We start from the raw sequence: 13,494 nt of genomic DNA on the forward strand, positions 1-13,494 counted from the left end.
CGCAATCCGTCTAGCCGTCATGCTGTGCCCGATACCTGGGCATGGCTGACCACGGGACAGCATCAGCATCGGTACCTTACTGGACTCGACGTTAAAGGTGCTGGCGTTTAGCCGGTATCCGGCCCGCGACCCGATCAGAGATGGACAAAGGTGAAGCCCGCCGAACAAAGTGTGGGCAACGCGGCCGTCATGCCCGCGGCGGTCGCGGACTTCGGCCGGTGCATATGCGCGAGCGAAATCGCGCCGGGCTGCGCGGCGTTCATCGAATTCGCCACCGTGCCCGCCTTCGCGGTGGCGCCGTAATCGGCGTTGATGCTGAAACCGACGGGGGTCTCGCCGAGATCGTTGACGATCGACACCGCGACATCGTCATAGTGGGCGGTACCCGCACGAAAGAAGCGCGGTGGTTTGCCGAGCAGCGCGGTCAGCCGCTCATGGTTTGCCCACACCTCGTCGACTGCCTCCTGCGGCGAGCCGGTACCGGCGATCTTATAAGCGGATCGGCCCGTCACCGACAACGGCCGGTGCGCCATGCCGTGGTTGGCGAGCTCGAACAGTGGGTTCGCGGCCAGCTCCGCGGCCCGGCTGGGATTCGCGTCGATCCAGCGCTTGTTCAGAAACAGTGTGGCCGGAAACTGCTGGGAGATAAGTAGATTCAACAGCGTCTCATCGATATCATTGTTGTTCGGTCCGCCGCACGCATCGAAGGTCAACGCCATCTGCTTGCCGGTCGCCGTGAAACTACTGATGATGCCGGGCATCTGCATGCCCCACGTCTGCGGCGCGACACCCGAATGCCGGGCCGCCACCGCGGCTGGGATGACGGCGGGCGGCGCCTGTCGCACCGCGGACACCGGTGCGGCCGTCGCGCCGACCGTCGTGGTCGTATTCGATTGCGCGATCGGCGACTTGCCGTTCTCGGTCGTACATCCGGTGCTCAGACCCGCGACGGCGGCGGCGCCGATCCCGAACATCCGCCGCCGTGACATCCCTCTACCTGACATCACATACCCCGCTCTCTGCGCAGCTGTGCCTATCTTGCTCGGGCCCGAGACGATCCGTGTGCGTTGGCTCCTGGGACTAGACGAGAGGGTTGCGAACAAAGAATGCTAGCTCTCGCTTCGGTCGAAACCTGTAGTCGCGATGCGTGGCCGCGTGTTGTGGTCAGGAGTGGGTGATGCTGTTCCAGCCCGCGACCTCTTCGGGACGGCGTGGAGCCGGGCCGGTGTAGATCGCGGCGGGGCGAACGAGCTTGCCCAGTTGCTTCTGCTCGAGGATGTGAGCACACCAGCCTGCGGTACGGCCACAGGTGAACATGGCGGGCATCATGTGCGCGGGCACCTCGGCGAAGTCCAGGATGACGGCGGCCCAGAATTCGACATTGGTCTCGATGGCACGGTCCGGGCGGCGTTCACGCAGTTCGGCGAGGGCGGCCTGCTCGAGTGCGGCGGCGACCTCGTAGCGCGGGGCGTCGAGGCGCTTGGCGGTGGCGCGCAGTACGCGGGCACGGGGGTCTTCGGCCCGGTACACCCGGTGCCCGAAGCCCATCAGTTTTTCCTTGCGGTCGAGGATGCCCTTGACCAAAGCGCGCGCGTTACCGGTCTTTTCGACCTGCTCGATCATCGGCAGCACGCGCGCGGGCGCACCGCCGTGCAGCGGGCCGGACATGGCGCCGATCGCGCCGGATAGCGCGGCAGCGACATCCGCGCCGGTGGAGGCGATGACACGCGCGGTGAAGGTGGACGCGTTCATGCCGTGCTCGGCGGCCGACACCCAGTAGGCGTCGATGGCCTCGGTGTGCCGCGGGTCCGGGTCGCCCTTCCAGCGGGTCATGAATCGCTCGGTGACCGTAGTGCACTCGTCGATCTTGCGCTGCGGTACGGCGGGCTGATAGATGCCGCGCGCGGACTGCGCGACGTAGGACAGCGCCATGACCGAGGCGCGAGCCAGGTTGTCGCGGGCGGTTTCGTCGTCGATATCGAGCAGCGGCTCATAACCCCAGATCGGGGCGAGCATGGCCAGGCCGGCCTGCACGTCGACCCGCACGTCGCCGGTGTGCACCGGCAGCGGGAACGGCTCGGCGGGCGGCAGGCCGTGACCGAACTGGCCATCGACCAGCAGCGCCCACACGTCCCCGAAGGTCACCCGGCCGAGGACGAGGTCTTCGATGTCGACTCCGCGGTAGCGCAGCGCGCCACCGTCCTTGTCCGGCTCGGCGATATCGGTGGTGAATGCCACCACGCCCTCGAGGCCGCTGACGAAATCGCTGGGTACGGTGGCCTGACCACCTGGAACCGCGGGGCTGGTAGTCATGTTGTGACTCTCCTTGCACATCGGGTCGCATGTTTGTGGGCACAAGGATGCGATTGGCCCAGCACATGCCGATCACAAAAACACTAGCTCGTTGCTACCGCGGAGTAACGTCTGGCCCATGCGTGACCTGGACAATTCATCTGACGGCCAGGAAACGGCCGAAAACCTGGTAGGCGCGGATCCGTCCGTCCTTCGAACGGCCGCGGATCCTGCGGCGTTGCGGGCTGGGACCGATCTCGCCGCGATGCGGGCGGAGTACGGCGGCACCCCGTACGGCAGTAGCGAAGACGCCGATCTGGACGAAAATTGGTTGGCGGGCGGTTGGGAGCCGTTGCTGCGGCACTGGATCGAGCAGGCCACCGCGGTCGGCATCGCCGAACCCAATGCGATGGTGCTCGCCACCGTCGCGCTCACCGATGCCGGACCGCGCCCGGTGGCCAGAACGGTGTTGTGTAAGGGTCTTTCGCCCGAGGGCGTGACCTTCTACACCAACTACGACTCGGCCAAGGGCAGCCAGCTGACCGCGGATCCGTTCGCGGCGGCCACCTTCGTCTGGCCCGCGTTGGGTAGGCAGGTGCATGTTCGCGGCGCGGTCGAACACGTGCCCGCCGACACGACAGCTGTCTATTGGCGCTCGCGACCGCGTGACTCCCAGCTGGGTGCGTGGGCCTCGCGGCAATCTCGCCCGATCGGCTCACGCGCTGAACTCGATCGCGTTCTGGCGGAGACCACCGCGCGATTCGCGGAGGTCGACGAGATCCCGGTGCCACCGCATTGGGGCGGGTATCTGCTGCGGCCTGACGAGGTGGAGTTCTGGCAGGGCAGGCGCAGCAGGCTGCACAACCGGATCCGCGTACTGATCGATGGCGCCGAACCGCGGGTGCAACGCCTGCAACCGTGAGCAGTGACGAATATCGCGTCGAGCCATCGGGTTCGGCTCGTTACGCTCTCGCCGGTGAAACTGCTCGCCGACATCACCCCGCTGCGATATCCGGACTACCGGCGACTGTGGTCTTCCAATGTTGTCACCGTCATCGGATCGCAGCTGTCGGTGGTGGCGGTGCCGCAGCAGATCTACCAGATCACTGGAAGCTCCGGGTACGTCGGTTTGGCCGGCCTGTTCGGGCTGGTGCCGCTGATCGTTTTCGGGTTGTGGGGCGGTGCGCTCGCCGACGTGATGGACCGGCGCAAACTGCTGCTCATCACAAGTGCGGGGACCGGAGTAACCGCGCTCGCTTTCTGGGGGCAGGCCGCGGGCGGGCTGGGCAATGTCTGGGTTGTGCTCGGCCTGTTCGCGTTGCAGCAGGCGTTCTTCGCGGTCAACCAGCCGACCCGCAGCGCGGCCATTCCCCGGCTCTTGCCCGCCGAACAACTCGCGGCGGCCAATTCACTGAGCATGACCGTCCAGCAGGCAGGTGCCATCGCCGGACCGGTGCTGGCCGGTGCGTTGATTCCGGTGCTCGGGCTGTCCACGCTGTATCTCATCGACGCCGTCGCGTTGCTGGCCACGGTATGGGCGGTGTGGCGGCTGCCCGCGCTACCGCCGACCGGCACGGCGCGTAAGGCCGGATTCCGTACTGTCCTGGACGGTTTCGCCTATCTCGCGACCCAGCGCATCCTGCTCGCCTCATTCGCGGTGGATGTAATCGCCATGGTGTTCGGCATGCCACGCGCCTTGTTCCCGCAGATTGCCCAGGAAACCTTCGGTGATCCGGCGACCGGCGGCGTCGCGCTCGGCCTGCTGTTCGCGTCCATGTCGGCGGGTGCGGTGCTCGGCGGTGTTTTCTCCGGCTGGATACCGCGCATCCGCCGCCAGGGCATGGCCGTTGTCGTGTGCATCGTGCTCTGGGGTCTGGCGATGGTCGGGTTCGGTCTCGCCGTCGGGTTCGCCGACCTCGGTCTCGGGTTCGGGCTGTGGATTGCGTTGGGCTGCTCCGCATTCGGCGGTGCCGTCGACATGATCTCGGCCGCGCTCCGCGTGACGATGCTGCAGACGGTAGCCACCGATGAGATGCGAGGCCGGTTGCAGGGCGTATTTATCGTCATCGTCGCCGGTGGGCCGCGTATCGGTGATGTTGCCCACGGTTTTGCCGCGGCGAGCTTGGGTACCGCGGTCGCCGCGGCGGGCGGTGGTGTGCTGGTCGTTATCGGTGTGGTGATCGCGGCGCTGGTCTTCCCCGCGTTCGTCCGTTACCGGGTGAGCAGGACACATTCGGAACCGGTGGCCGCGACGCGCGAGTGAGGGAATAGGGCGAAGTGGGGCGAAACCTCACCCGTGGAAGACACGTTTGTGAGTACGTCCGGTCGGCACCCTCGTTCCCAGGCCGTGCGAGCAGCGACTAGCGTCTAGTTGAGCGCATCGCCGTGCCGACCGCACCCCGATGCCGACGGTCCTAGCCTGAGAGGGATCCTTCCGTGCCCGAAAAAGACCACATAAACGACGCCAAGCCGGTGCTGAGCTACCCCGGTGGCGAATACGCCATGACGATCGCCGAAGCCAAAGAGGGCAATGACGGCGTCGACCTCGGCAAATTGCTGGCGAGCACAGGATATGTCACCTATGACCCCGGTTTCACGAATACCGCGCCGACCAAGTCGGCGATCACCTACATCGATGGTGAAGCGGGAATCCTGCGTTACCGCGGTTATCCGATCGACCAGCTCGCCGGGTCCTCGAACTTCATCGAGGTCAGCTACCTGCTGATTTATGGCGAGCTGCCGACGCAGGCGCAGCTGGAAGATTTCACCGACCGGATCCGCCGCCACACCCTGCTGCACGAGGACCTGAAGCGGTTCTTCGATGGCTTCCCGCGCAACGCGCACCCGATGCCGGTGCTGTCCTCGGCGGTGAACGCGCTGTCGGCGTACTACCAGGACTCGCTGGACCCGCGCGACCCCGAGCAGGTCGAGCTGTCCACCATCCGACTACTCGCGAAGCTGCCGACCATCGCGGCGTACTCATACAAGAAGTCGGTCGGCCAGCCCTTCCTCTACCCGGACAACTCGCTGAGCCTGGTCGAGAACTTCCTGCGGATGACCTTCGGCTTCCCGGCCGAGCCATACGAGGTCGACCCCGAGGTCGCCGCCGCGCTGGACATGCTGCTGATCCTGCACGCCGACCACGAGCAGAACTGCTCCACCTCGACAGTGCGTCTGGTCGGGTCCTCGGACGCCAACCTGTTCACCTCTGTTTCCGGCGGTATCAACGCGCTGTGGGGCCCGCTGCACGGCGGTGCCAACCAGGCCGTGCTCGAGATGCTCGATGACATCAAGGCCGCCGGCGGCGATGTCAAGGAATTCATCCGCAAGGTCAAGAACAAGGAAGACGGCGTGAAGCTCATGGGCTTCGGGCACCGCGTCTACCGCAACTATGACCCGCGCGCCTCGATCGCCAAGCAGCACGCCGACTCGATCCTGAGCAAGCTCGGCGGCGACGACGAACTGTTCGATATCGCCAAGGCGCTCGAGGAGGCCGCGCTGACCGACGAGTACTTCATCTCGCGTCAGCTGTACCCGAACGTCGATTTCTACACCGGCGTCATCTACAAGGCCATGGGCTTCCCGACCCGCATGTTCACCGTGCTGTTCGCGATGGGCCGCCTGCCGGGCTGGATCGCGCACTGGCGTGAAATGCACAGCGAGCCACTGAAGATCGGACGCCCGCGCCAGATTTACACCGGATACGGCGCGCGTGACTACCACGAGATCACCAACCGCTAGTTCCGTCCGCTCTATCATTACCTATCGAAGGGGATAGCCGAATGACCAAGCCGGAGATCGAGTTCCAGGCGGGCCCCGCGCCCACCGAGCTGGTGATCAAGGACATCATCGAGGGCGAGGGCGCCGAAGCGGTGCCCGGCGGCAATGTCGAGGTGCACTACGTCGGCGTCGAATTCGAATCCGGTGAAGAGTTCGACTCCTCTTGGAGCCGTGGCGAATCCCTCACCTTCCCGCTGCGCGGCCTGATCCAGGGCTGGCAGGACGGTATCCCCGGTATGAAGGTCGGCGGTCGCCGCCAGCTCACCATCCCACCGGAGCTGGCCTACGGCCCGGAAGGTGCCGGTTACAAGCTCTCCGGCAAGACTCTGGTCTTCGTCATCGACCTGCTGAACGCGGGCTGATACGCGAAAACCCGTGCTGCGGCCCGTGTTCCACCTCGGTGGAACACGGGCCGTACTGCGTGGTACGCGGCTGAATTCGCGTGACGCGCCGCCCTCGGTGAGGTGGGCAAGGTACTCCACCTCATTGGATCATTCCCGGACGATCTCGACCGGGTCGGTCAGGGCAAGGGCCAGTGCGGCCTGTTGGGCCCCGCTGCGCTGGGGGAGCGCGGCCATGGCCTTGTCGGTTTGGGTGCCGAGGTTGGTGACGATCTGCTGCAGGCTGGTGACACCCGCGTTCATTTGGGTTATGGCACTGACCAATTGGGCACCGCCCTCGTCAGCGAGTTTCGGCAGGCCCTCGGCGAGTTTCGCGCCCTCGTTCAATTGTGCGCTGGCGCTTTTCAATCGGTCGACCACGGTACGCAACAGCGTGCCAAGGTCGGTATCGGGATCGACCGCGCTGCCGGTCAGCTCGCTGAGACCGGTGAGCTGGGCCCCGGCCTGGCCCGAAACACCGCGCAGGGCTTCGAGTTTCCCGATGATATCGACTACCTGCGGGTCGCCGGCGAAGGGCAGCGCGCGTAGTAGCGGAAGGATCTGGTCCAGGCCGCCGTTCACCGAGTTGGCGGTCTGCTCGACCTGGGCGATGGTTATTCCGGCCGAATCCAGGGCGGAGGCGAGCTGATCCGCCTGGGCGGCGGCGCCGTCGACCGTCGAGTTCAGTAGGGCGATCGCCGAAGTCAGTTGCGCGGACCCCGCTTTGGCGTAGTCGAGGAATCCGAGTAGCTCGTCGGCGCCCGAACCGAACTGCTCAGCACCGGAGGCTGCCGCGTTCACTCCGGCATTGAGTAACTGGGTGGTCAATCGCACGGTCGAAAGCTGGGTGCGCGCCTGCGCGACAGCCGAGAGCGCGGCATCGACACCGGTGGCGCCGATGCGGTGGGTTACCTCGTTCACGGCCGCGTTCACCAACTCGGTATCGGCGTCCCTGTGGGTGGCGACGGTGACTTTGGCCCGCTGCGGCTGATCGCCGGCCAGCGTGCCGATGGCGGCGGTGAGATCGCTGGGCAGGGTGATCACCGCGGCATACTCATCGAGGTCTGCCGCACCGGGCTCAGCCGTCGTCCACTCGTAGCCGCCCTCGTGTTCCAACGCCTGTACGACACGTGCGCCGGTCGGGCCGGTGTCGGTGTTGACCAGGGCGATACCGGTCGGCGCGCTCGTGGTTCGTGCGCAGGCCGTCAGGCTGCCGCCGAGCGCTCCCGCGGCGACGATCCCGACAACGAGAAGTGCCCAGCGGGCGCGTTTTCCGATCACATCACCGAAGCTTATGAGGCCGAAATGGTGCGACGAGTAGCGTTTCTATGAGAGTTCGGTAAGGGACGCGGTCATAGTGCGGTGCGGTCGGGCAGGCGCAGCACCAGGCGAACGCCACCGAGCGTGCCGTCATCGAAATAGGCGCGCCCGCCATGTAATTGGGCTTGTTGGGCAACCAATGCCAAGCCGAGCCCCGAGCCGCCCTTGCTGGCCTGGCTGCCACGGAAGAAACGGTCGAAGACCGCGGCGCGTTCGTCGAGCGGAATGCCGTGACCGTTGTCGTCGATAGAGATCACGATGTGCCCGTCGGTCGCCCGGTGCGCGGACACCAGGGCGTCGGTGGCGCCGCCATGTGTGACGGAGTTCTTCAACGCGTTGTCGACGGCGAGACGAAGGCCGGCGGGTAGGCCGCGGGTCACCAGTTCGGCGTCGGTGTCGATGCGCACGGTCAGTCCGGGGAAGTGCCGCATGGCGTCGTGGGCGGCCTGATCGCACAGATCACCGACATCGGTGGCGACGTGATCGCGTTCGTTGGTGAGATCACCGGTGGCCAGGCGCTCCAGCGCGGCAAGGGTGGTTTCCACCCGGCCCTGGCTGCGGGCCAGGTCGGCGAGGATTTCGGAGCGTTGCGCCTCGACCAGATCGAGGGTCCGCAACACCTCGAGATCGGTACGCATCGCGGTAAGCGGGGTACGCAATTCATGGGCGGAGACGGCGGCGAAGTCGCGTGCGGTCTCCAACGCCGCCGCGGTCTCACCCTGCGCCTGATCCACCCGATCCAGCATGGTATTCACCGCGTCGGCGAGCCTCTCGGCCTCCAAGACGCCCGATCCGTCCACCGGTGCGGGATTGTCCGGCGCGGGACGCCCGCTGCGCGCCGCGACCTGGTGGGTGAGGTCGGTGATCGGGCGCACCGCGCGTCCGGCGAGCAACCAGCCCAGAGCCGCCGCGGCGGCGATGGCGAGCAGGGCCCCCGCCAATACCCAGCGTTGTTGCTCAGCGGTCGCTCGGGCCGCCTCCGCGGCGGGAATGCCGAGTGAAACGGTGCGGCCGGGCGGCTGGTTCTCGGTTGTGGTGAGTATCCGATAGCGGGTACCCGCTACGGTCATCGTGCGAGAACCTGTTGGTAGATCGGGCAATTGGGTCGGGCCACTGGCTGCGACCTTGCCGTCATCGCGGACGGTGACCGCCAAATTGTTGTTCAACCCCGACAGTGTGACGAACCCGGCGGCGAGCTCCGGCTGTAGCAGCACGATCCGCGAAACAATGGTGAGCTGCTGATCGATCTGTGTCACGTTGTTGCGCTCGATCGCGCGCACGGCGATCGCGCTCAAGATGGTCACAATGATGATCGCGCCGGCCGCCGCCGCGGCGGCCACTCTGGTGCGCAGTGAAAATGACCGGCGCCGACGGACTTTCGGCCGCACGTCGGTACCGGCGTCGGCGCCGAGCGCGGAGACCGGGCCCGGCGCTTTCGGAACCGCTGAACTCGAATTCACCCGCACAGCCGGTTCATTTGGACGCCCGCAGCACGAATCCGACGCCGCGGATTGTGTGCAGCAGCCGTGGTGTGTCGGCTACCTCGAGCTTGCGCCGCAGATAGCCGACGAACACATCGACCACATTGGTGTCGGCCGCGAAATCGTAGCCCCACACCAGTTCCAGCAGTCGTTCACGGCTGAGCACCACCCCCGCGTTCCTCGCCAGCGTGGACAACAACTCGAATTCCCGCTTGGTGAGCTCGATTTCGCGACCGTGCAGAAGTGCGCGATACCCCGCGACGTCGACCTCGAGCGGCCCTACCGTTATCGCGCCCGGGGTGATCGCCACCGGGGCATCCGCGCGCCTGCGCAGCAGCGCCCGGATCCGCGCCACCAACTCGGCGAGCACGAATGGCTTCACCAGATAGTCGTCGGCCCCGGATTCCAGGCCCGAAATGCGATCGTCGACCGACGCCCGCGCGCTCAGCACACAAATAGGCACCTCATTGCCGAGCGCACGCAACGCGGTCACCACCCCGGCACCGTCGAGCACCGGCATGTTCATGTCCAGCACGATCGCGTCAGGAGACTCCTCGGTCACGCTGCGCAACGCCGCCGCGCCGTCCCTGGCGACCAGCACCCGGAACCCGGACAGCCGCAGCCCGCGCTCGACCGAGGCGAGCACATCCTCATCGTCGTCGACAACAAGGACGGTCGGGGTTGAGGTCACGTGATCCATTGTGCATGTGCTGTGTTTTTGGCCGCTGGTGCGGCGTGTTCGCGGCCCCCTTTGGCTCACGTCCGAGGGGCAAATACTTGCTCCTGCGTCGCGTCGTATTTGCCCCTCGGACGTGAGCCGGCCGCGAACTTTAGTGCTCGGTCTCGCTTCGCTCGGAACCTGTGGTTGTGGCGAGTGGGTGCGTATGGGGGCGGGTGCGGCATCGACTGTTTCTGTAGCTGGTTGGGTGCCTGTGTTCGGTAGCTGAGGGGGCTGGATCTTGCTGCGAGACTGTGTTGTGGCGGGGCGCGTGGGTGGGGTTGCGGGGGACTCGGGGTTTGGGTAGTCCAGTGAGGTTTGCTGTGTTTATTGGCCGCTGGCGCGGCGTGTTCGCGGCCCCCTTTGGCTCGCGTCCGAGGGGCAAATACTTGCTCCTTCGTCGCATCGTATTTGCCCCTCGGACGCGAGCCGGCCGCGAACTCTAGTGCTCGGTCTCGCTACGCTCGGAAGCTGTTGTCGTGGCGAGTGGGTGCGTCAGTGGGCTGGTGCGGCACCCGGAGTGCGGTAGTCCAGTTTGGTGCTGTGTTTATTGGCCGCTGGCGCGGCGTGTTCGCGGCCTTGAGGTTCGCGTTCGAGGGGCAAGTACTTGCTCCTTTGTCGCTTCGTATTTGCCCCTCGGACGTGAGTCGGCCGCGAACTTTAGGGCTTGGTTTCGCTTCGCTCGGAGGCTAGTGGGTGCGTAAGTGTGTGTGGCACCCGGAGTTCGGCTGGCCGCCGGGGGCTAGTAGCTGTGGCAGGAGTCGGCCACAGTTTGGATGGTGTCGCGCAGACCCGGCGCGCGGGGATCGTTCTGGGCCTGTTGGGCGGCGTCCGGGTTCTGCTCGACCATCGACTGGAATTCCGCGCGGCGTTGCTCGACCGGCTGATCGAATTTGCGCTGTAGCTCGGCCTTCTGGTCCGGGTTCGCGTCGAGCATCGAGGCCAGCTGCGGTGCCTCGGCGTGCAACGCGGCGTCGACCTGGGCGAAGGAACAGTCGGAGTTCAGCAGCGGCGCGGCCAGGTCCGCCATCGGGTCGGCCGACGCGATGGCCGGTGCGAGGAGCACGACAACCGTGGCGATACCGCCGGTGGCGAGGGCGGCGTAGCCGGGACGGCGGAGCAATGCCTTCATGGAGTGCCTCCAGATCTTCGAGGGGTGCGTCGTAAGGGGGGCTCGACGCTGTCTGCGAGGCTATTGCCGAGTGCTGGCACGGATATGAACAAACTCTGAGAAATCTCTGAGCGAGGTCCACAAATCTATGACGGCACAACCGGATCCGCGTTCGGCGCGACATTCGATGCGCGTGGCCGCGTGGTCAATATTTGGTCCTCCAGCGCGGCGAGTACCGATGGATCCTCGATGGTCGATGGAACTTCATACGGGTCGCCCGCGGTGATCTGCCGGATCGTTTTCCGCAGGATCTTGCCCGATCTGGTCTTGGGCAGCGCGGTCACCACAACGGCGTCGTGCAGTGTGGCGATGGCGCCGATCTGCTCGCGCACCTGGCTGATCAACTCCGCGCGCAGCTGTTGCGGATCGACCTCGACCCCGGACTTGAGCACCACGTAGGCGATCGGGCGCTGGCCCTTGAGCTCGTCGGGCAGGCCGATCACCGCGCATTCGGCGATCATCTCGTGGCCCGCTATGGCGGCCTCGATACTGCCCGCCGACAGCCGGTGCCCGGCCATATTGATCACATCGTCGCTGCGGCCGAGGACGAACAGGTAGCCGTCCTCGTCGAAATAGCCGGAGTCGCCGGTCAGGTAGTGGCCGGGGAAGGCCGACATATAAGAACGGACAAATCGGGGTTCATCGCGCCATAGCCCGGTGAGGGCGCCCGGCGGCATGGGTAGCCCGATCACGATATTGCCCTCGGTATTCGGCGCGACCGCGTTGCCCTCGGCGTCGAGCACCCGCAAATGGAATCCGGGTACCGGCACCGAGGCCGATCCGGCCTTGATCGGAAGTTGCTGTAGTCCGAGCGGATTCGCGCAGATCGGCCAGCCGGTCTCGGTCTGCCACCAGTGGTCGACGACGGGGCAATCCGGTCGGTCCGCCAGCAGGGTGCCGGTCGCCCATTCGTAAGTCGCCGGATCGAGCCGCTCGCCCGCGCAGAACAGCGCACGCAACGATGACAGGTCGTAGCGACGGACGAGGGTCGCGTCGCCGTCGGCCTTTCGGATGGCGCGCAGTGCGGTCGGCGCCGTGAACAGCACGCGGACTTTGTACTCGTCGACCACCCGCCAGAACGCGCCCGCATCGGGCGTACCGATCGGCTTGCCCTCGTAAAGGAGGGTTGTCGCGCCGACGAGCAGCGGCGCGTACACGATGTAGGAGTGCCCGACGACCCAGCCGACGTCGGAAGCCGCCCACATCACCTGACCCGGTCCCATGTCGTAGATGTTTCGCATCGACCAGGCGAGCGCGACCGCGTGTCCGCCGTTGTCGCGCACCACACCCTTGGGCTTCCCGGTGGTGCCCGAGGTGTAGAGGATGTAGAGCGGATCGGTCGCGGCCACCGGCACCGGATCGGCGGGCCGCACGTCACGCACGGCGTCTTCCCAATCCAGCCACCGGGCCGCGACGGTGGCGGTGGAACTCGGTAGCGATTCGGTCGCTTCCTGCGGCGCGGTGAAGGTGATGGTCGGGAACTGTGCGCGCTGCTTCACGATGACGGCGCGCGTCGCCGTCGACTCGGTAAGGTCCAGCGCTTGCATGACGATCGGGGGGTATTCGATCTTCCGCCCCGGTTCCACCCCCCCAGAAGCTGTGACAATCAACACCGGCTCGGCGTCGTCGATGCGCACTGCGAGTTCGGGCGCCGCGAAGCCGCCGAAGACCACCGAATGGACCGCGCCGATGCGCGCGCAGGCCAGCATGGCGATTACCGCCTCGGGGATCATCGGCAGGTAGATGACCACGCGGTCACCCTTGGTGACGCCGAGCCGGACCATCGCACCGGCGAAGCGGGCAACCTCGTCGAGGAGTTCGGCGTAGGTGTAAACACCCTTGGTTTGGGTCACCGGGGAGTCGTAGATCAGAGCGGGCTGGTCGGCTCGGTTCTCGGCGATCGCGGTTTCACCGAACACGTGCCGGTCGAGTGCGTTGACCGATGTGTTGAGTTGCGCGTCGGGAAACCACCTGGCCACGGGCCTGGAGGCGGTGTCGACGATCTGGGTCGGTGGTACTTCCCAGTCGATCGCCTCGGCCGCGCTGCTCCAGAAATCAGCGGGATCGACCAAGCTGGTCTGGTAAACCGGTCGGTACTCGTGCCTCGCGTGCCCACCCGCCGCCCGGCAACCGTCCCCCACCGGATCGCTACGCGATGCTGTGCTCAATCTCGTGACTCCCTAGCCTCGCCTCGATGCCCGCCTCGATAGATCAGCACGATTGTGGCAGACTTCACGCGACGTCCGTTTGGGTGCCGCGACCTTTGGTTATGCCTGGAACGGGCAGGTCAAGGCCGGTAGCCGTACTCGGGGTATACCAAGAAGTTATTGATCCGTTAGAATCTGATGTCAC

The 13,494-nt window shown here is 66.0% G+C and carries 11 protein-coding genes; 4 read left to right on the forward strand and 7 right to left on the reverse strand.

What is annotated here, in order from left to right; translation table 11 throughout:
* Nucleotides 1-134 precede the first annotated feature (134 nt).
* Both LKE06_RS10365 and LKE06_RS10370 read right to left on the reverse strand, forming a co-directional pair.
* Nucleotides 135-989: a polysaccharide deacetylase family protein gene (locus LKE06_RS10365; RefSeq protein WP_227998379.1), complete on the reverse strand. Its 855-nt coding sequence runs from the start codon at nt 987-989 to the stop codon at nt 135-137.
* Between the two features lie 175 nt (nt 990-1,164).
* Nucleotides 1,165-2,313 carry a citrate synthase 2 gene (locus LKE06_RS10370; protein ID WP_227998380.1) on the reverse strand — a complete coding sequence of 383 codons (1,149 nt, stop codon included), beginning with the start codon at nt 2,311-2,313 and terminating at the stop codon, nt 1,165-1,167.
* A gap of 244 nt (nt 2,314-2,557) precedes the next feature.
* Here LKE06_RS10370 and pdxH point away from each other — a divergent pair, with 244 nt between their 5' ends.
* The 4 genes from pdxH (at nt 2,558) to LKE06_RS10390 (ending at nt 6,434) form a co-directional block, all read left to right on the forward strand.
* Nucleotides 2,558-3,214, forward strand: a complete 657-nt coding sequence (gene pdxH, locus LKE06_RS10375) for a pyridoxamine 5'-phosphate oxidase (protein WP_227999388.1) — start codon at nt 2,558-2,560, stop codon at nt 3,212-3,214.
* A 54-nt stretch (nt 3,215-3,268) separates the two neighbouring features.
* Nucleotides 3,269-4,555 (forward strand): MFS transporter, encoded by a 1,287-nt coding sequence (locus tag LKE06_RS10380; RefSeq protein WP_227998381.1) that lies wholly within the window; start codon nt 3,269-3,271, stop codon nt 4,553-4,555.
* 173 nt (nt 4,556-4,728) lie between these two features.
* The gene (locus LKE06_RS10385) at nt 4,729-6,033 is read left to right on the forward strand and encodes a citrate synthase (RefSeq protein ID WP_227998382.1); all 1,305 of its coding nucleotides are present in this window, start codon (nt 4,729-4,731) and stop codon (nt 6,031-6,033) included.
* A gap of 41 nt (nt 6,034-6,074) precedes the next feature.
* Nucleotides 6,075-6,434, forward strand: coding sequence for an FKBP-type peptidyl-prolyl cis-trans isomerase (locus LKE06_RS10390; protein WP_227998383.1), 360 nt, complete (start codon nt 6,075-6,077; stop codon nt 6,432-6,434).
* A gap of 129 nt (nt 6,435-6,563) precedes the next feature.
* Here LKE06_RS10390 and LKE06_RS10395 read toward each other — a convergent pair whose 3' ends face one another.
* The 5 genes from LKE06_RS10395 to LKE06_RS10415 all read right to left on the reverse strand — a co-directional run bounded on the left by LKE06_RS10395 (nt 6,564) and on the right by LKE06_RS10415 (nt 13,283).
* Entirely contained in the window at nt 6,564-7,733 is a 1,170-nt protein-coding gene (locus tag LKE06_RS10395; RefSeq protein ID WP_227998384.1) for a YhgE/Pip domain-containing protein, read from the reverse strand.
* 71 nt (nt 7,734-7,804) lie between these two features.
* A complete protein-coding gene (locus LKE06_RS10400) occupies nt 7,805-9,112 on the reverse strand; it encodes a sensor histidine kinase (RefSeq protein WP_227999389.1) in 1,308 nt (435 codons plus the stop codon).
* A 133-nt stretch (nt 9,113-9,245) separates the two neighbouring features.
* The gene (locus LKE06_RS10405; RefSeq protein WP_227998385.1) at nt 9,246-9,953 is read right to left on the reverse strand and encodes a response regulator transcription factor; all 708 of its coding nucleotides are present in this window, start codon (nt 9,951-9,953) and stop codon (nt 9,246-9,248) included.
* Between the two features lie 760 nt (nt 9,954-10,713).
* Complete coding sequence (locus LKE06_RS10410; protein ID WP_227998386.1) at nt 10,714-11,103, reverse strand: hemophore-related protein; 390 nt, start codon at nt 11,101-11,103, stop codon at nt 10,714-10,716.
* A gap of 125 nt (nt 11,104-11,228) precedes the next feature.
* Entirely contained in the window at nt 11,229-13,283 is a 2,055-nt protein-coding gene (locus LKE06_RS10415) for an AMP-binding protein (protein ID WP_227999390.1), read from the reverse strand.
* Nucleotides 13,284-13,494: the final 211 nt, after the last annotated feature.

It is taken from the genome of Nocardia australiensis (assembly GCF_020733705.1).
Lineage (GTDB): Bacteria > Actinomycetota > Actinomycetes > Mycobacteriales > Mycobacteriaceae > Nocardia > Nocardia australiensis.